Raw genomic sequence first — 17,469 nt, forward strand, 5'->3', positions numbered from 1 at the left:
CCAATCCTTTCTACTTGTCTACCCAACTTATTAACATAAAAAACAAGAGCACCCGAATTTTAATTCGAGTGCTCTTGTTTTTTTATTGCTCCAATTCAACGAGCAAATCGCCTGTAGCTATCGATTCTCCAGCAGCTACATATATTTCTTTTACTATTCCATCGAAAGGTGCCTGAATCGTAGTCTCCATTTTCATAGCCTCTGTGATAAGTAAATGTTCGCCTCTCTTCACTTTCGCTCCCTTTGAGACTGCAACTTTCAAGACAGTTCCCGGCATAGTAGCAGCAATATGCGCAGCATTTGAAGTATCCGCTTTTTGTTTCCTAACTGTGACAGACTCAACACTCATGTCTTCAATAATGACTTCGCGCGGCTGGCCGTTCAATTCGAAATAAATTACTCTTGTTGCATCTGATTGAGGTTCGCTAATCGACACCAGTTTAACAATCAACGTTTTCCCTTTTTCAATCTCTACTTCGATTTCCTCGCCGAGACGCATTCCATATAGGAATTCAGGCGTATCAATAACAGATACATCCCCGAACAGCTTATTGGTTTGGGAATATTCTTCGAAAACTTTGGGATATAGGGCATAAGAAAGTACTTCATGACTGGTAACTGGCCGTTCCAATTTAATATTCAATTCATCCCGTAGCTTTTCAAAATTAACATCTTCCAATAGTTCTCCAGGACGGACAGTAATCGCTTGGCGATCTTTTAAAATGATTTTTTGAAGTTCTTCCGGGAATCCGCCATATGGCTGGCCGATATACCCTTCAAAAAACTCAATAACTGATTCCGGGAAATCGATGGACTTTCCGCGTACAAGGACTGACTTTTCGTCAAGTTCATTTTGCACCATAAATAAGGCCATATCGCCAACAACCTTCGATGAAGGTGTCACTTTCACAACATCCCCGAATAGCAGGTTAACCCGAGAATACATGCCCTTCACTTCTTCCCAGCGCTCCCCTAGACCTACCGCTTTCGCTTGTTGCTGCAAGTTAGAATACTGGCCACCAGGCATTTCATGAACATAGATTTCCGAATGTGGGCTCATCATGCCACTTTCAAAGTGCTGATAATACTTCCTAACATCTTCCCAGTAGTACGATAAATCTTCAAGCGACTTCACGTTTGCACGTACATTGCGTTTACCACCTTGCAGCGCGTAGTGTAGCGAACTTGCCGACGGTTGTGAAGTTAGACCTGCCATTGATCCTAAAGCCGTGTCAACGATGTCTACGCCAGCCTCAATCGCTTTGGCATACATATAAATACCGTTTCCACTCGTATCATGCGAATGGAGATGAATTGGGATGTCAACTGTTGCTTTCAATTCAGATACAAGTCGATAAGCTGCTTCCGGTTTTAACAGACCTGCCATATCTTTTATAGCAAGGATATGGGCTCCAGCTGACTCAAGTTCTTTTGCCATCTCTTTATAATAATTAACCGTGTATTTCGCTCGAGAATCGTCAAGAATATCCCCTGTATAACAAATTGCCGCTTCCGCGACTTTCCCTGCTTCACGTGTTGCGTCAATTGCTACTTCCATGCCTTTAATCCAGTTCAAGCTGTCGAAAATACGGAATACATCAATCCCAGCATCAGCTGACTTCTTAACGAACTCCCGGATAACATTGTCTGGATAATTCGTGTAACCTACAGCATTTGCGCCACGGAACAGCATTTGGAAAAGCACATTTGGAATTTGTTCTCGCAGTTTTAATAACCTATCCCATGGATCTTCTTTCAGGAACCTATAAGCAACATCGAATGTCGCCCCGCCCCACATCTCATAAGAAAACAGATCTGGCATCAGCCTTGCCGATTCAGCCGCAATTGACGTCATATCGGAAGTACGCACCCGTGTAGCCAACAAAGATTGATGTGCATCGCGGAATGTTGTATCCGTCAAAAGTACATCGTCTTGTTCTTTAATCCACTTAATAAGCCCTTCAGCACCGCGTTCATCCAAAATCTGTTTTGTACCCGGTTTTGGCGGTGTAAGTAGGTCAACTAGTGGTTTTCTCACAGGATGAAGGACTGGCTTTGATTGTTTTCCGATTCCTGGGAATCCATTAACCGTAACATTACCAATATAATTAAGCATTTTCGTTCCACGGTCTTTGCGGGCTGGGAACAGGAATAATTCAGGTGTTGAATCAATAAAGCTTGTATTATAGTTACCTGTTAAGAAGTTTTTATGCTTCACAACATTCTCAAGAAACGGGATATTCGTTTTGATGCCACGAATCCGGAATTCCTGTAAGTTCCTGTCCATTTTGGAAGCAGCTTCACGGAACGTCATACCCCATGTAGATACTTTAACAAGTAATGAATCATAGTACGGCGTGATGATAGCCCCTTGGAACCCGTTCCCCGCGTCTAAACGGACGCCAAATCCCCCGCCCGATCGGTAAACAGATAGTTTTCCAGAATCCGGCATGAAGTCGTTCAATGGATCCTCTGTTGTCACGCGAGATTGAATTGCAAATCCGAATAACGGAATCTTGTCCTGTGTGGGAATACCCGTTTCACTATCATGAAGGCTTTTCCCATCTGCAATATGAATTTGCGCGTGAACGATATCAATACCCGTCACCATTTCTGTGATTGTATGCTCAACTTGAATACGGGGATTTACTTCGATGAAATAAAATCGACCATCCGATACGAGAAATTCCACGGTTCCAGCGTTTTTATAATTAACATTCTTCATCACTTTTACTGCCGCTTCGCAAATTTCTTCCCTTAACCCATCCTCAAGCGAAATCGAAGGTGCTATTTCGACGACTTTCTGATGACGGCGCTGAATTGAGCAATCTCGCTCGAATAGATGGACGATATTGCCGTATGTATCTCCAAGGATTTGAACCTCGATATGTTTTGGTTTATCAATGTATTTCTCGACATACATTTCATCCGATCCAAATGCAGATTTCGCTTCTGACCGCGCACGTTCAAATGCCTCGTTGACTTCTTCGGCAGAATTCACAATCCGCATTCCGCGTCCTCCACCGCCAAGAGATGCTTTAATAATGATTGGATAACCATTCGATTCGCCAAACATTGCGACTTCTCCGACTGTAGAAACTGGACCGTCACTGCCTGGGATTACTGGAATTCCCGCTTTAACAGCTTGCTCACGTGCTTTCACCTTATCTCCAAACATATCCAATTGCTTTGAACTTGGACCAATGAAAATGATTCCTTCTTCTTCTAAACGCTTTGCAAATTCTCTGTTTTCAGCAAGAAATCCATAACCAGGATGAATCGCATTCGCGCCAGAGTCTTTCGCTATCGCGATAATCCCCTCAATATCAAGATAAGCATCAATTGGCTTCTTACCTTCTCCGACAAGATAAGACTCATCTGCCTTGTAACGATGGAATGACCCACTATCTTCTGTTGAATAAATACCCACCGTCGGAATATTCAATTCGGTACAAGCGCGAAAAACTCGTATTGCTATTTCTCCACGATTGGCTACAAGGATTTTCTTAATCTGTTCCATCACAAGGCACTTCCTTTTCTAATTGTTTTTTTCATATTTTACGAACATTGAGACATTCGTTAATATTCCTAAAGCTAAAGATAACAGAATAACAGAAGTACCGCCATAGCTAATAAACGGCAACGTAACCCCTGTAAGCGGTATTAACCCCGTCAGGCCGCCCAAATTAACAAATGTTTGAATTCCTATCATACTCCCAATTCCTGCAGCCAGCATGCGCGCATGGGGATCTTTTGCCTGCAATGCAATAGATAAAGCCCTTAAGACGATAAAACCAAGTCCCCCGATTACGATAATAGCACCAAGAAGGCCTAATTCTTCCGAAATTACCGCCATAATGACATCTGTTTGCGGTTCCGGCAAATAGCCCCTTTTTTGAATAGAATTGCCGAGCCCTCGCCCTTGTAAACCACCAGAACCGATCGCAATATAGCCGTTCGCAATCTGATAACCAGACCCTTGGATATAATCGAATGGATTCAGGAATGACAGTATACGGCCTGCCCTACCTGGAGTCACAATCGCTTCCCATTTAAAATAAAGAACAAGGGAAGCAAAGACAAGCCCTACAGAAATTATTCCGCTTATTTTCATAAATGTTCTTTTTTTAATACCGCTCGCTGCAAGGACGGAAAGTGCAGTGATGATAATAATGAACGAACCCCCGATGTCTGTCTCAAGCATGATAGAACCGACTGCCAATACTAGAATAACCACTGGCGGTAGTATTGATTGATTAATATTGTCAATTGTACCTGACTCGTATTTTTTTGCAAAAACACCAGAAAAATAGACAATTAGAACCAATTTCGCAACTTCTGAAGGTTGCAGATTCCCAAAAGGTGTTTTTATCCAACTAGTTGCTCCGACATGATCACCTGAACCAATGAAATGAACCAAAAACAATAGAAATAACATACCTATTACTGCAAATATCATCAAATTTTTTCGTTTATAATTTTTGTACGGAAAAAAAGCCGCCAAAAAGAAAGCGGGGATGGCAAGTTTTAAATTTAACAGCTGTTTTTGCAAATAATAATCAGCCGGATAATCATAGCGACCCACCGCTACAACCATACTTGAACTGTAAATCATGACCAATCCGAACAGACAAAGTAACAGGTAAACAAAAAACAGTGGAAAATCAAAATAGCGAAATAGTTTTCTAGCATAAGTTTTCATAGGGTTACCTCTTTTTCATTAAACAAAAAACTCAAACCATTATGTCAGTTTGAGTCTTTGGCTTATTTTCTCGTATATACTTCGTGCAACACTGTCATTTCTTTCTCAAGTAAAGAAAGAATTTCATTGCCTTTCGGACGATCAATCAAACCTAGCTTTACAGCAAAGTCAATTTCACGAGACAAGCCATACATTTGTGTATCCAGCACTTCTTCATAGAGTGGGCACTGAGGCATCGTCAAATGGTCCATCTGTACTTTTATTAGTTGACCAATCTTATCAGCATCGGCTTGAAGCTGCTTCATTGCCTTTTGCTGATATGTTTCCTGCAATTCTATATCCATGAGGACGCCCCCATCAAACTTTTATTTCTTTATGGTTATTATCAATAAATTGTATCTTTCAAAACAAGAAAAAGCAAGCGTTTTCCCTTTGACCTTGTAAGTCAGAAAGCAAAAGCTTTTCCTGAAGACATCAAAGCGTTATACTAGAATCAAAAGATAATTTAATTCAGTAGGGGGATATTCATTTGGAATCAATAATTCCGATTAAAGGAAATGTACGTCATGTCATCACACTAGACCCGACCGTGTGGATTTTCGATGATCGTCGCGTTGATTTGAAAACGTATTTTACAGAAAGCCACATCGAAAAAGATGAACTAGAAGAATATAAAAGAGATATGGGGAAACATTGGTCCCGTGAAATAATGGAAGGCGCAACGTTCCCACCTACCCTGGAAACAGAAAAAAAGTTTGAAAAACGAAAAGTACTTACTGGAACATATGGTATTCAATTACGTCATTTTTTAAAAATCGCGGAGCCTGCGGAAAACGCACAAACGCTAGCATTTGAAACGTCAGACGGCGAAAGTCACTCATTCCCACTTACGAAAGTCGATGATATCATTTTCAAATTCAGCGACGAAGGTAAGCCGCTACTTGAGGGTGGTCCGGTTCACGTTGTCTTCAAAGACGGTTCGAACAACGATAATCCGATTCGCAACGTCATTGCGATCCGAGTTGACTGAAGGAGGATTTCCAATGCGTGTAAAATGTGTCATATGTGACAATGTCGGGCAACTCCCTGACGATTTGCCACTAGCCAAAACACTACGAAACCGCCCTATCCATACCTATATGTGTCAAGAATGCAATGATCGGATTGCCGAAAAAACGATTGCACGGATTGCGACTGGAAACTTTACTTTTCATCGCAGTTCCCACTCCATCGAAAAAGAATTCTGAGAAAAGCGTAAGGTGCCTGAAGCCTAAACACTTTCCCGAGTCTAAAAACTTATACTTCCTTTTGGGATGAAAAACTAGGCACTATGTACATGTTCTTTTGGATCGCATTGGACTTAACGACTACTACACCATTATCGGGATTTCTAAATGGGTAGGGATGCGACTTTGTCGCATCCCTACCCATTTTTTTCGTTAATCGTATAGCGGACGTTTGTCCGTCGCCCTCCAAAGATACAGGTACACTACTAAATGCTAAAGCTTTTGGGTACGAGTGAATATCCACTCTCCTATCCATAAAGCAGCAGCCAACCGGACAGCGAAGGGTTCGGTTTGTATAATTTCTGCGTTCTTTGCAGAAATTATACAATAAATGCAAAGCCGTAACTAGTTACAGTGGGAGATGTCCAATGTTAATCCTTCTTTATCGCATTTCCTGTTCGATTTTAAGGCAGTGTCACATTCTATATGGCGTCACACTATTACTTGTATGATCTTTGCAAAATTAACTAGGAAGGCTTCATTAAATGCGATAGGGTGCCCGAAATTTCATCTTCGGGCACTTGCACCCTCTATAGAAAGGTATCTATTCTTGCTTCTTCCAAAGCAGTTGCATTTTTCACTTGAACATCGTAGGTAAGCGACGGACAGATAGTCGCAACAGGATTACCGAAAAGGGGTGGCTGGAGATGACGGAGTCATTTCCAGCCACCCCTATCCCGGTAAAGCTGTATTGATTATTTTGTCCAAAGCAAGCCGGAAATGTACAAGTACAAATGCAGATTTCCACGCTTTTCTTACAGGTGCTTCATTAATTAAATCGGTTAAGAAACAGACGTTTATTTCTTATATTCCCAAAAACGAAGACCCCATCAAATGATGGAGTCTTCTTTTTTTTCTTTATACTCATTCATCCTGCGCACTCGGTAGATGATTAAAATAAGAGCCGCCACGACGAGAGCCTCCACAATCGGGAGGAAAAAGCCAAGAAACGTCAAAATTAGACAGCCGATAAACAGGAATGCATAGATGAAAAAAGTCTGTAAAGGCCTAAGTTTTCTAGCAAATCCCAGTTTATAAACAATTGCCGACATGAGGAAGACGAGGGCAAAAAGTACATAACCGGCAGTCGTATAGGAAGGCATCACTTCGTAAATTAAGCGTGCAATACCCGACATCTTTCCGAATACGAACTCTGTATCGCCAACACTAGCACTCATTCAACACATTCCCTTCTGTAAAGCTTTTCTAATAGGTCGCAATAGTAATGATTCCATCACTATCAAAGGACCTCAGAAAGCCGTGCTGACCTATCAGTAGACAAGACCTGTATGGGTAAGCACTCAAGATGCTTTCCTTTATTAAGATCACTTAAGTCTAAACAGTGATTATTTCTTTTTCTGAACACGTTCGCGTTCGTTTTTATCAAGTATCTTCTTGCGGAGCCTGATCGATACTGGCGTCACTTCGCAATACTCGTCATCGTCCAGGTATTGTAACGCTTCTTCAAGCGACATAATACGTGGTTTTTTAGTTGTGACTGTTTGGTCTTTAGAAGCTGAACGAACGTTTGTCGCTTGTTTAGCTTTCGTTAAGTTGATTGTCAAATCGCTTTCGCGCGTATTTTCACCAACAACCATTCCTGCGTAGATATCAGTTCCGGCACCAACAAACATAATACCGCGATCTTCTAGCTGCATGATGCTGTAAGGCGTAGCTGTTCCGTTCTCCATTGAAACGAGAACACCGTTTCTGCGACCGCCGACTTTACCTTTTGCCATAGGCTGGTAAGAATCGAACGTATGATTCATAATTCCATAACCTCTTGTCAATGTAAGGAATTCTGTTGAATAGCCGATTAATCCACGTGCAGGCACATTGAATATTAGACGAACTTGTCCGTTACCATTGTTGATCATATCAATCATTTCGCCTTTACGTTCACCGATTGACTCGATAATAGAGCCTGTATGCTCTTCAGGAATATCAATTTGTAAACGTTCGATAGGCTCACAACGAACGCCATCTATTTCTCTTACAATTACCGTTGGTTTCGAAACTTGCAATTCAAATCCTTCACGGCGCATGTTTTCAATAAGAATAGACAGGTGAAGCTCACCGCGTCCTGAAACAGTCCATGCATCAGGCGAATCAGTTGGATCTACACGAAGGGATACGTCTGTTTGCAATTGCGATTGAAGGCGTTCGTCGATTTTCCTTGACGTTACCCATTTACCTTCTTTACCTGCAAACGGACTATTGTTTACAAGGAATGTCATTTGTAACGTTGGTTCGTCAATGAACAACTCCGGAAGTGCTTCCAGATGATCTGCCGGACAAATTGTTTCACTAACGTCAATGTTCTCCATTCCAGATACTGCAACAAGATCCCCAGAGAAAGCCTCTTGGATATCAACGCGTTTCAAACCAAGGAATCCGGACAATTTTGTAACACGGTAGTTTTTCACAGTACCATCACGTTTCATAACGGCAACCGACTGGCCGACTTGCATCGTTCCACGGAAAATCCGTCCGATACCAATCCGACCAACATAATCGCTATAGTCAAGAAGGGATACTTGGAACTGTAAAGGCTCGTCGCGATTATCGACTGGAGCAGGAATATGTTCTAGAATCGCGTCATAAAGAACACGCAACGTTTCTTCTTGTGTTGAAACGTCTGGTGATAAGCTTGCAGTACCGTTGAATCCTGATGCATAAATAACTGGGAATTCTAGTTGTTCGTCGTTCGCATCAAGTTCTATGAATAATTCAAGAACTTCATCAACTACTTCTTCAGGGCGTGCAAATTCACGGTCAATTTTATTAACGACAACGATTGGTTTCAAGTTCTGCTCAAGCGCTTTTTTCAGTACGAAACGCGTTTGTGGCATACACCCTTCGTATGAGTCAACAACAAGAATTACACCATCTACCATTTTTAAGATACGTTCCACTTCTCCGCCGAAATCTGCGTGACCTGGTGTATCCAAAATGTTGATTTTTGTATCTTTATATTCAATTGCGGTATTCTTTGCAAGAATCGTAATTCCGCGTTCACGTTCAATTTCATTTGAGTCCATTGCACGGTCATCTACTTGTTCATTAGAACGGAAGATCCCCGATTGTTTCAAAAGTTGATCGACAAGCGTCGTTTTTCCGTGGTCGACGTGGGCGATAATAGCTATGTTACGTAAGTCATTTCTAAGTTTAGTCATGATTTCACTCCATTATTCTTTTTTCGGTTGATTAACTGTGTTATTATAGCACATGTATTGATAATTCGAAAACATTTAATTGTAGATGGAGGTATTTTTTTGAAAAACATCAAGTGGATTTTCGTTTTTTATGCCATTGCTGCTATTGCTTCTATGTGTGCAATCGGCGTTGCAGTCGGAATGAGCAGCCCCACGATTGCGATTGTAGCAATCGTTGCATTGATTCTAATTATGGGTAACGGATTTAAAACGAAAAAGAAATATAGAGAACAAGGACTACTTTAATAAAATACTTTTCAAATGTGACGTTTCAAGGTAATCGGAGTATCCGGTGCTTGTAACGTCCTTTTTTTATTGTTTTAGGTCGATATAGTTTGTCACTATATCTTGATGCAATCCTGGCCTTGCGACTATAAATGTATCTTGCCCAAGAAGGTGCGGAAAATCCCCTTTCATGTTTGTTGCGACAGCACCGACCTCCTGCGCAATAACAATACCTCCAGCAACATCCCATGGCGACAACCTCATAGACATATATGCATCCAGCCTGCCAGACGAGACATACGCAAGCTCGAGCGCTGCTGAGCCATACGATCTTGTGCCCCTGCATTTTTTAATCAGCTCAATAATTTTTTCGTTATCAACGAAGCGATTCGGAGCCACCCAACTGGCATTAATACCAATAACGGCTTCTGCTAATGGCGTAATCTCTAATTGCGGTAGCCGTTCATCATTGAAATAAGCCCCTTCATCTTTAGCAGCATGATAAAAATCATCGCGCATCACATCATAAATATAACCAAGCATACCGACGCCTTCAGCATATATTCCAAGAGAAATGGCAAAGTTCCGCTTTTGGTGGATGAAATTCATCGTTCCATCAATTGGGTCAAGCATCCAAACAACCCCATCAAGCGTCTGAACAATATCGCCAAACCCTTCTTCACCTAAAATCTTATGGTCAGGGAAATCTCTTTTAATTCTACTGATGAAAAATTGTTCGATTTCTTTATCAATATTCGTCACAAGATCATTCGCACTTGATTTTGAATCGATATCGATTTGATTGAAAAAAGACACACGAATTTTATGACCCGCTTCTTTTATCAACGACTTTGCATATCGATCAATAATTCCCCACTTCATAAAGTCACCCCTTTCATTACCACTACCTATATACACTATATCGAAAAAGGCATCTCATTACACTATCCCTGTTTCTACAGGAAGTGTATGGATGCCTTTCTGGTGCGCCAATCGGAATCATGCGAAGCCATTTAGTATCTCCAGCTCACGGCGAATCTCCATAAGCCTATGTTTGCTTTTCATTTTCTGTTTTGCATCATCTTCTTGCACAGCATCGAAAAGCGTTGCAAGTTCATAATCGAGTTCTAGGTTAAGTAGCTTTACATATTCTTTCTCTACATCGGCTTTGCGGATTACATGGACGACTTGTTTCATAGTTGACACCCCTTTTTCTTCATATAGTCTAAATTTTCTGCTAGTTATAATTAAAATATGCTGCGACTGATGTTTGCTCTAGTTATAAGCCTTGTTACTAAAGATTGTTCCCCGTTTTCTGCTATGATAAACGTGTAAATGTAATCGGGGGTAGTGAATATGCTTGGTCGTTTTTGGGAAAATGATGATTTTGATGTATTTTCAATTGAAGGGCTAGAAAATCGGATGGAAGCATTGCAAAATCGTATCCAGCCGAAGTTCGGAACTTTAGGTACACATTTTGCGGACCGCCTTTCTGCACATGGGACTGATGAATTTTTCCCGCATGTGGCTAAACACGCAAGACGGACAGTAAATCCGCCAAATGACAGTTGGGTCGCATTCGCACCTGCAAAACGAGGTTACAAAGCGTTGCCTCATTTTCAGATTGGCTTATGGGGAACACATTTATTCATTATTTTAGCGGTAATTTATGAGAATCCAGATAAAAAGGGAATTGCCGAGCGTTTAGATCTGAACTTAAGGATTTTAACTTCCCTTCCCGGCACTTATATCGTTTCTGGCGATCACATGAAACCCGAAGCCACAACTATAGTACAAGCAGGGGACGATGGACTCGAACAACTTTTAGAACGGCTAAAAACGGTCAAAAAAGCGGAGTTCCTTGTCGGTCGTCATTTGCCACGTGAAGATGCTGTTAAACTTTCTACTGAAGAATTCATGGCATTTGCAGAAGAGACTTTTGACCAACTGCTACCTGTTTATGATGTAGTCATCAATAAAAAATAAAAGGAATGCTCCCGCTTAGCGCGAGGGCATTCCTTTTATTATTTCTTCGCCATTTGAACCTTTTGCCATTTGAACTACACGGTAACAGACGTAACCGCTCGCTTCCTCAAATTCCTTGCACAATGTTTTTTCTTCCGCCATGGAAGGGACCACTTTTTTAAATCCCCGATACGTCTCCATCAGTTTTTCTCCTGCAATACCAGATTCATATGCCTTTTCAACTGCCTCATAAAATGCCGCGACTGCGATAATTTCTACGGTCGACCAGTCATGCCTAATAGGATAATTATAATCCATGCTAATTCGCTCCCTTTACTCTCTTTAGTTCCATCTTTTACGGATTGTTTCCGCTTCATTCACCATACGCTCAACTAATTCTGCAACGGATGGTACATCGTTGATTAGCCCAGCAACCTGACCAGCCCATCCATAACCATTATCAGCATCTCCATCATGAATAAAACGGCGGTTCGCTTCACCGCTGATTAAATCTTTCATCGCTTCATAATCAGCATTTTCGGCTTCCATGTCAATTATTTTCTTCGTCCAACTCCCAGTCAACGCTCGGGCAGGTGCTCCTAGTGTTCTTTTAATGACAGTCGTATCGGTTTCACTACTTGCAAGAAGCAGATTTATATAAGCCTGAGATGCATGAACACACTCTTTCGTCGCAATAAATCTAGTTCCCATCTCGATTCCCTCGGCGCCTAGTGCCTGAGCAGCCATCCAACCGCGACCATCCCCGATGCCACCGGATGCAATAACTGGGATTGAAACAGCATCGACAACTTGCGGCACAAGCACCATTGTTCCGACATCGTCACGCCCAAGATGTCCCCCACCTTCTTGCCCAACAACCATAACTGCATCAGCTCCAAGTGATTCTGCTTTCTGAGCCTGTCTTTTAGCAGCAACTAGCACGAGCTTTTTAACGTTTGTATTTTCAAGTTGAGCAAAAAACGGCGAGGGATTTCCACCCGTTACAGACATTACTGTAACACCTTCTTCCAGAGCAGCTTCCACCATATGGGCATATGGACGTCCATGTTGTCCAATCGCAAAGTTCACTCCGAACGGTTTATCAGTCAGCGCTTTCACTTTCTTTATCTCACCGCGTAGCGCATCTGCGGAATCCAAACTCATCGCAGTAATTTGCCCAAGTCCCCCAGCTTCCGAAACAGCAGCTGCCAGTTGTGCATAAGCCAAGTACGCGAGCCCGCCCTGGATGATTGGATAATTGATATCAAGCAGTTCTGTTACTTTTGTTTTCCATTCCATTTGAATCCCCCCCGTTAATGCATTGACTCTCTTCTTCATCCACATCTAGTGAACCTCTCGGCAATAAATTACCGAGCATCCGCACAAAGTAGAAACCTCCAAGTAATTAGGGGGATCTAGTTAGGCAGATACACAAAATAATGTGTTTTCCGTTTCATTGAGCCGGCCATTGCCGCCCTCTCCACGAAGGCACGTTCCGCACCTTATGATACTTAGGTATTAAGCAATCTGTTCCAAGCCGAGTCTCAAGATGTTTTTGGCTGCGTTGACATCGCGGTCGTCTACATAGCCACACCGACAACGGTGAACTCGCTCTCCTTTTGTTTTTCTTACGATTTCTAGACAGTTTGAACATTGTTGAGTCGTGTTATATGGATTGACAAGCAACACTTGCTTACCAGCTTTTGCAGCTTTGTAAGTCGTGTAGTCAATGAGTTTTCTCCATGCACTGTCGACAATGCTTTTCGCATAATCATGACTTTTCACCATCTTTTGAATGTCCAAGTCTTCAAATACAAGTACATCATACACGTCTACAAGATTCCTTGCTGTTTGATGTGCTGTATCTTTTCGCTTATTCGCAATATGTTCATGCAGCTTTGCTAGTTGATGAACTGCTTTCTTACGTCGATTGGAACCACGCTTTTTCTTGGATACCAATCGTTGCTGCTTCTTTAGTTTGTGCTCCAGTTGCTGTAGGTGTTTGGGGTTATCATGAAAATTACCGTCCGACGTGATTGCGAGATGTCTGACACCCAAGTCGATGCCTACAGCACGCTGGTTTTTCTTTTTAGGTTTTCGTGCATTAATTTCACAGGAGAAGCTGACGAAAAACTGTCCATTCTTATGAATGATTTGACATGTTTTCACTTGCCCCTTCATGACCCGATGGCGATTGAGTTGTATTTTCCCGATTTTGGAGAGCGTTAAGAAGTTTCCTTCGATCTTGAATCCGCTTTGTGGATACGTAAAAGAGTGGTAGTGATTTCGTCCTTTGAAGCGAGGAAATCCAGCCTTCTCACCTGTTTTCACACGTCTGAAAAAGTTTTGATAGGCCCCATCAAGTCTTTCTAGCACATTTTGCAATACTTGAGAATGAACGCCTTTAAATTCAGGCAACACTTTTTTAAGTGCAGGAAGCTCTTTCTTTTGGGTGTAAAACGACAGGCTTTTTCCCTGTTTTTTATAGGCAATCATACGCTGCTCAAGCCCTGAGTTATACAACCAGCGACACAGATTCAACGTGTGGTAAATCTGTTCCCGTTGTTCTGGCGTTGGAGCTAACTTAAATTGATAGGCCGTCATCATCATCAATAGCCACCCCTATCTGTTGTCGATCGATATATTTTTTGATGTTTTCTTCTCAAGTAGACCCAATGGTCTCTAGATAATAGCTGCCATTCCATAAACGGCCTTTCCAGCATTTCTTTTTCAATTAGGGATATTCCACAAATAGCTTTCGAGCTGAAATCCCTTTTAACATTTTCGCCATGTAGGAAGGAGAAATTTTTGGATGTCCTGAGACAAACACATGGACGTGGTCTTGTTCTCCCACTTCGATTTTGTGTAGAATAAAGTCTTTATCTTTCGCGATGTCATGACAGATTTCTTTTAGCCTTTCTTCAATTTTTGTCGTTAATAAAGGATGACGATATTTCACAGACCATACTAAGTGATAATTGACGTTATATACGCAGGTTCTCGCGTGAACTAAGTGTTGTTTTCTTATACACATAGCATACCGCATTTAACCAATTATTCACACTACTTAATAATAGAGCTCAATACATATAGTTCGAGACCTTGCGATTCATCTCCCCAATGAATTAGGGAGGATTCTCGCAAATTTACCTAAACCTGCATAACAAGGTAAAAGAAGTTGGGTCATGCTAATCCAGATACCAGTTTCATAGCCCGATTTAAACTAAAAAACCGTCGATGAGGATATCTTGCTGCCTCATCGACGGTTTTAATCTCGTACTCTAGATACTTATTTCGAAATCATATGAATTGGTTTACCCAAAGCAACTTCCGCCGCTTCCATTGAGATTTCACTCAATGTCGGGTGAGCATGAATTGTCATTGCGATATCTTCAAGCGTCATTCCCGCCTCAATTGCAAGAGCAAGTTCAGAGATCATATCTGATGCACTTTCACCCACGATTTGCGCACCAAGTAGAAGTCCGTCTTCTTTACGTGATACAAGTTTGACGAAACCTTCTGAAGCATCAAGCGCAAGCGCCCGTCCATTAGCTGCAAATGGGAATTTCCCTACTACCGTTTCATAACCTTCTTCTTTTGCCTGTTGCTCATTCAAGCCAACAGCTGCAAGTTCAGGATCAGTGAAACAAACGGCAGGAATTGCCAAGTAGTCAACTTCAGACTTCTCGCCCGAAATTGCTTCTGCCGCAATTTTAGCTTCATAAGAAGCTTTATGTGCAAGCTGAAGTCCTGGAACAATATCACCAATTGCATAGATATTTGGAATGCTTGTACGGCATTGTTTGTCGACTTCGATAAGACCGCGTTCAAGGAATTTGATGCCCATCTCTTCTATTCCGATTTCATCCGTATTCGGACGACGGCCTACTGTAACTAGTACGTAATCAGCTTCGACTTTCTTCTCTTCTCCGCCTACTTCGTATGTTACTGTAACGCCAGTAGCTGTCTCTTCAACGCCTTTTGCAGAAGCTTTAACGACAACCTCGACGCCTTTTTTCTTCAAGCCTTTTTTAACGATTTGTGTCATTTGTTTTTCAAAACCTGCAAGAATGTCATTGCCGCCTTCAATAATCGTTACTTCTGATCCAAGGTTTGCATATGAAGATCCTAGCTCAGTACCGATATAACCGCCACCGATAACAACAAGTTTACCCGGTAATTCTGTAAGAGCCAAAGCACCTGTAGAATTAATAACGCGTTTTGTAAACTTGAACGTCGGAATTTCAATCGGACGTGAACCCGTTGCAATGATTGCATTTTTGAATTTGTATGTTTGTGCAGATGTTTCGTCCATCACACGTACTGTGTTGCTATCGACGAAATAAGCTTCACCTTGCACATAATCAATCTTGTTTCCTTTAAGAAGTCCTGCAACTCCACCAGTCAACTTGTTGACTACGCCATCTTTGAACGCTTGCGCTTTAGTGAAATCTAGTTTCACTTCTGTCGCTGTAATCCCCATTGAATCAGAATTTTTAGCATTAGCAAAACGATGTCCAACTGCAATTAGTGCTTTTGAAGGAATACATCCTACGTTCAAGCACACGCCACCAATATCGCCTTTTTCAACAACGATTACTTTTTGGCCCAATTGTGCCGCACGAATTGCTGCGACATATCCTCCTGGTCCAGAACCTACGACAAGTGTATCTATTTCGATTGGAAAGTCTCCTACTACCATTGTTTACGCCTCCATTAATAAAAGTTCCGGATTTGCGAGCAATCTCTTAAGGTGATTCAACGCATGTTGTGCAGTAGCGCCGTCGATCATCCGGTGATCGAATACCAATGACAATGCTAACATAGGTGCCGCTACGATTTCACCATTTTTTACAACTGGCTTTTCTGCGATGCGGCCAATTCCGAGAATTGCAACCTCAGGATGATTAATGATTGGTGTAAACCATTGTCCTCCTGCAGACCCAATATTCGTGATTGAACAAGATGCACCCTTCATTTCAGCAGGTGCTAATTTACCATCGCGTGCTTTTACAGCAAGGCTGTTGATTTCATCAGAAATCGCGAAAATCGATTTGCGGTCCGCATGCTTGATAACAGGGACAAGAAGTCCACGGTCAGTGTCTGCAGCGATACCAATATTATAATAATGCTTCTGAACAATTTCTTGCGTAGCATCATCGAGTGAGCTGTTAAACGCTGGGAATTCACGCAATGTCGAAACGAGTGCTTTGACGACATAAGGCAAATACGTAAGTTTGATGTCTTTTTCTGCAGCAATGTCTTTGAACTTTTTGCGATGTGCAACGAGTTCTGTAACATCCACTTCGTCAAGCAACGTAACATGCGGAGCAGTATGTTTTGAATTGACCATTGCTTTGGCAATCGCTTTTCGAATTCCAGACATTTTTTCTCGTGTTTCGGGGAAATCGCCTTCAAGATGAACTGGAGCCGGAGCTGAAGTTTCTTGCGCAACATCACTTTCAACTTGAACGTCTTGGTCAACCACCGCTGAAGCTACAGCCTGAGTTTGACCACCATTTTTGAATGATTCAATGTCTTCTTTTAAAACGCGGCCGTTTTTGCCTGATCCTGCAACTTGCTGAATTTCGACACCTTGCTCACGCGCAAATTTACGTACTGAAGGCATTGCAATAATTCGACGATTCGGATCGACATCTGTTTGTGCTTGTACACTTGCAGATGGGGCAGCTATCGTTGCCGCCGGTTGGTCCTTAGGCGCCTCTTCTTTTTCAATCGGTTGACCTGCTTCAGCAGTTGCTTGAACTTGTGCTTCAGTTTCAGCGTTGTCATCCTCTTCAGTTTTCACATTTTCATAACCAGGTGCATCGAAGCGAATTAATACATCCCCCACGATTGCAACTGTGCCTTCGGAAACGACTATTTCTTCTACAGTACCCGTAACCGGTGATGGAATTTCTACAACTGCTTTATCGTTCTGGATTTCAAGAAGTATGTCATCTTCATTGATTTTATCGCCTTTAGCGACGAACCATTTTACGACTTCACCTTCATGGATTCCTTCTCCGATATCTGGTAAACGGAATTCATATGCCACGCGATTCACCCTTTCTTA

General features: G+C 41.9%; 18 protein-coding genes. 5 read left to right on the forward strand and 13 right to left on the reverse strand.

Annotation, left to right across the window (positions count from 1 at the left end; all coding sequences use genetic code 11):
* Window positions 1-82: 82 nt before the first annotated feature.
* The 3 genes from pyc to I2483_RS05265 form a co-directional block, all read right to left on the reverse strand.
* Window positions 83-3,520: a pyruvate carboxylase gene (gene pyc / locus I2483_RS05255; protein ID WP_207174211.1), complete on the reverse strand. Its 3,438-nt coding sequence runs from the start codon at window positions 3,518-3,520 to the stop codon at window positions 83-85.
* An 18-nt stretch (window positions 3,521-3,538) separates the two neighbouring features.
* Window positions 3,539-4,702 (reverse strand): FtsW/RodA/SpoVE family cell cycle protein, encoded by a 1,164-nt coding sequence (locus I2483_RS05260; RefSeq protein ID WP_207174212.1) that lies wholly within the window; start codon window positions 4,700-4,702, stop codon window positions 3,539-3,541.
* 62 nt (window positions 4,703-4,764) lie between these two features.
* The gene (locus I2483_RS05265; protein WP_186669479.1) at window positions 4,765-5,046 is read right to left on the reverse strand and encodes an Fpa/YlaN family protein; all 282 of its coding nucleotides are present in this window, start codon (window positions 5,044-5,046) and stop codon (window positions 4,765-4,767) included.
* 185 nt (window positions 5,047-5,231) lie between these two features.
* Between I2483_RS05265 and I2483_RS05270 the strand changes: the two genes are divergently transcribed.
* The 3 genes from I2483_RS05270 (at window position 5,232) to I2483_RS05280 (ending at window position 6,826) form a co-directional block, all read left to right on the forward strand.
* Window positions 5,232-5,732, forward strand: a complete 501-nt coding sequence (locus I2483_RS05270; protein WP_186669477.1) for a molybdopterin-binding protein — start codon at window positions 5,232-5,234, stop codon at window positions 5,730-5,732.
* A 13-nt stretch (window positions 5,733-5,745) separates the two neighbouring features.
* Window positions 5,746-5,949, forward strand: coding sequence for a YlaI family protein (locus tag I2483_RS05275; RefSeq protein ID WP_186669475.1), 204 nt, complete (start codon window positions 5,746-5,748; stop codon window positions 5,947-5,949).
* 676 nt (window positions 5,950-6,625) lie between these two features.
* Window positions 6,626-6,826: a hypothetical protein gene (locus I2483_RS05280; RefSeq protein WP_207174213.1), complete on the forward strand. Its 201-nt coding sequence runs from the start codon at window positions 6,626-6,628 to the stop codon at window positions 6,824-6,826.
* Here I2483_RS05280 and I2483_RS05285 read toward each other — a convergent pair.
* Together I2483_RS05285 and typA are read right to left on the reverse strand one after the other, a co-directional pair.
* Window positions 6,819-7,166 (reverse strand): YlaH-like family protein, encoded by a 348-nt coding sequence (locus I2483_RS05285; protein WP_255550274.1) that lies wholly within the window; start codon window positions 7,164-7,166, stop codon window positions 6,819-6,821. The genes I2483_RS05280 and I2483_RS05285 overlap by 8 nt on opposite strands.
* 168 nt (window positions 7,167-7,334) lie before the next feature.
* The gene (gene typA / locus I2483_RS05290) at window positions 7,335-9,164 is read right to left on the reverse strand and encodes a translational GTPase TypA (protein ID WP_186669471.1); all 1,830 of its coding nucleotides are present in this window, start codon (window positions 9,162-9,164) and stop codon (window positions 7,335-7,337) included.
* Window positions 9,165-9,263: 99 nt separating this feature from the next.
* Between typA and I2483_RS05295 the strand changes: the two genes are divergently transcribed.
* Window positions 9,264-9,449: a YlaF family protein gene (locus I2483_RS05295; RefSeq protein ID WP_186669464.1), complete on the forward strand. Its 186-nt coding sequence runs from the start codon at window positions 9,264-9,266 to the stop codon at window positions 9,447-9,449.
* 66 nt (window positions 9,450-9,515) lie between these two features.
* Here I2483_RS05295 and I2483_RS05300 read toward each other — a convergent pair whose 3' ends face one another.
* Window positions 9,516-10,310, reverse strand: a complete 795-nt coding sequence (locus I2483_RS05300) for an inositol monophosphatase family protein (protein WP_186669462.1) — start codon at window positions 10,308-10,310, stop codon at window positions 9,516-9,518.
* A 117-nt stretch (window positions 10,311-10,427) separates the two neighbouring features.
* On the reverse strand, window positions 10,428-10,625 hold the full coding sequence (locus I2483_RS05305; RefSeq protein ID WP_186669460.1) for a hypothetical protein: 198 nt from the start codon (window positions 10,623-10,625) through the stop codon (window positions 10,428-10,430).
* Window positions 10,626-10,784: 159 nt separating this feature from the next.
* Between I2483_RS05305 and I2483_RS05310 the strand changes: the two genes are divergently transcribed.
* Window positions 10,785-11,414 carry a YktB family protein gene (locus I2483_RS05310; RefSeq protein ID WP_207174214.1) on the forward strand — a complete coding sequence of 210 codons (630 nt, stop codon included), beginning with the start codon at window positions 10,785-10,787 and terminating at the stop codon, window positions 11,412-11,414.
* Between the two features lie 15 nt (window positions 11,415-11,429).
* Here I2483_RS05310 and I2483_RS05315 read toward each other — a convergent pair whose 3' ends face one another.
* The 6 genes from I2483_RS05315 to I2483_RS05340 all read right to left on the reverse strand — a co-directional run bounded on the left by I2483_RS05315 (window position 11,430) and on the right by I2483_RS05340 (window position 17,451).
* Entirely contained in the window at window positions 11,430-11,711 is a 282-nt protein-coding gene (locus I2483_RS05315; protein WP_186669456.1) for a UPF0223 family protein, read from the reverse strand.
* 24 nt (window positions 11,712-11,735) lie between these two features.
* Window positions 11,736-12,692 carry an NAD(P)H-dependent flavin oxidoreductase gene (locus I2483_RS05320; RefSeq protein WP_207174215.1) on the reverse strand — a complete coding sequence of 319 codons (957 nt, stop codon included), beginning with the start codon at window positions 12,690-12,692 and terminating at the stop codon, window positions 11,736-11,738.
* 219 nt (window positions 12,693-12,911) lie between these two features.
* A complete protein-coding gene (locus I2483_RS05325; RefSeq protein ID WP_207174216.1) occupies window positions 12,912-14,003 on the reverse strand; it encodes an RNA-guided endonuclease InsQ/TnpB family protein in 1,092 nt (363 codons plus the stop codon).
* 124 nt (window positions 14,004-14,127) lie between these two features.
* A complete protein-coding gene (gene tnpA, locus I2483_RS05330; protein ID WP_346267699.1) occupies window positions 14,128-14,439 on the reverse strand; it encodes an IS200/IS605 family transposase in 312 nt (103 codons plus the stop codon).
* A 243-nt stretch (window positions 14,440-14,682) separates the two neighbouring features.
* Complete coding sequence (lpdA, locus tag I2483_RS05335) at window positions 14,683-16,095, reverse strand: dihydrolipoyl dehydrogenase (protein WP_207174218.1); 1,413 nt, start codon at window positions 16,093-16,095, stop codon at window positions 14,683-14,685.
* 3 nt (window positions 16,096-16,098) lie between these two features.
* On the reverse strand, window positions 16,099-17,451 hold the full coding sequence (locus I2483_RS05340) for a 2-oxo acid dehydrogenase subunit E2 (RefSeq protein WP_207174219.1): 1,353 nt from the start codon (window positions 17,449-17,451) through the stop codon (window positions 16,099-16,101).
* Window positions 17,452-17,469 lie beyond the last annotated feature (18 nt).

This window comes from Sporosarcina sp. E16_3 (genome assembly GCF_017347125.1).
Classification (GTDB): Bacteria; Bacillota; Bacilli; order Bacillales_A; family Planococcaceae; genus Sporosarcina.

What these genes read in the sequence shown, in the direction of transcription:
- pyc (WP_207174211.1), bottom strand. Translation starts at nt 3,520, where the DNA reads ATGGAACAGATTAAGAAAATCCTTGTAGCCAATCGTGGAGAAATAGCA.
- I2483_RS05260 (WP_207174212.1), bottom strand. Translation starts at nt 4,702, where the DNA reads ATGAAAACTTATGCTAGAAAACTATTTCGCTATTTTGATTTTCCACTG.
- I2483_RS05265 (WP_186669479.1), bottom strand. Translation starts at nt 5,046, where the DNA reads ATGGATATAGAATTGCAGGAAACATATCAGCAAAAGGCAATGAAGCAG.
- I2483_RS05275 (WP_186669475.1), top strand. Translation starts at nt 5,746, where the DNA reads ATGCGTGTAAAATGTGTCATATGTGACAATGTCGGGCAACTCCCTGAC.
- I2483_RS05285 (WP_255550274.1), bottom strand. Translation starts at nt 7,166, where the DNA reads ATGAGTGCTAGTGTTGGCGATACAGAGTTCGTATTCGGAAAGATGTCG.
- typA (WP_186669471.1), bottom strand. Translation starts at nt 9,164, where the DNA reads ATGACTAAACTTAGAAATGACTTACGTAACATAGCTATTATCGCCCAC.
- I2483_RS05300 (WP_186669462.1), bottom strand. Translation starts at nt 10,310, where the DNA reads ATGAAGTGGGGAATTATTGATCGATATGCAAAGTCGTTGATAAAAGAA.
- I2483_RS05305 (WP_186669460.1), bottom strand. Translation starts at nt 10,625, where the DNA reads ATGAAACAAGTCGTCCATGTAATCCGCAAAGCCGATGTAGAGAAAGAA.
- I2483_RS05310 (WP_207174214.1), top strand. Translation starts at nt 10,785, where the DNA reads ATGCTTGGTCGTTTTTGGGAAAATGATGATTTTGATGTATTTTCAATT.
- I2483_RS05315 (WP_186669456.1), bottom strand. Translation starts at nt 11,711, where the DNA reads ATGGATTATAATTATCCTATTAGGCATGACTGGTCGACCGTAGAAATT.
- I2483_RS05320 (WP_207174215.1), bottom strand. Translation starts at nt 12,692, where the DNA reads ATGGAATGGAAAACAAAAGTAACAGAACTGCTTGATATCAATTATCCA.
- I2483_RS05325 (WP_207174216.1), bottom strand. Translation starts at nt 14,003, where the DNA reads ATGATGATGACGGCCTATCAATTTAAGTTAGCTCCAACGCCAGAACAA.
- tnpA (WP_346267699.1), bottom strand. Translation starts at nt 14,439, where the DNA reads ATGCGGTATGCTATGTGTATAAGAAAACAACACTTAGTTCACGCGAGA.
- lpdA (WP_207174218.1), bottom strand. Translation starts at nt 16,095, where the DNA reads ATGGTAGTAGGAGACTTTCCAATCGAAATAGATACACTTGTCGTAGGT.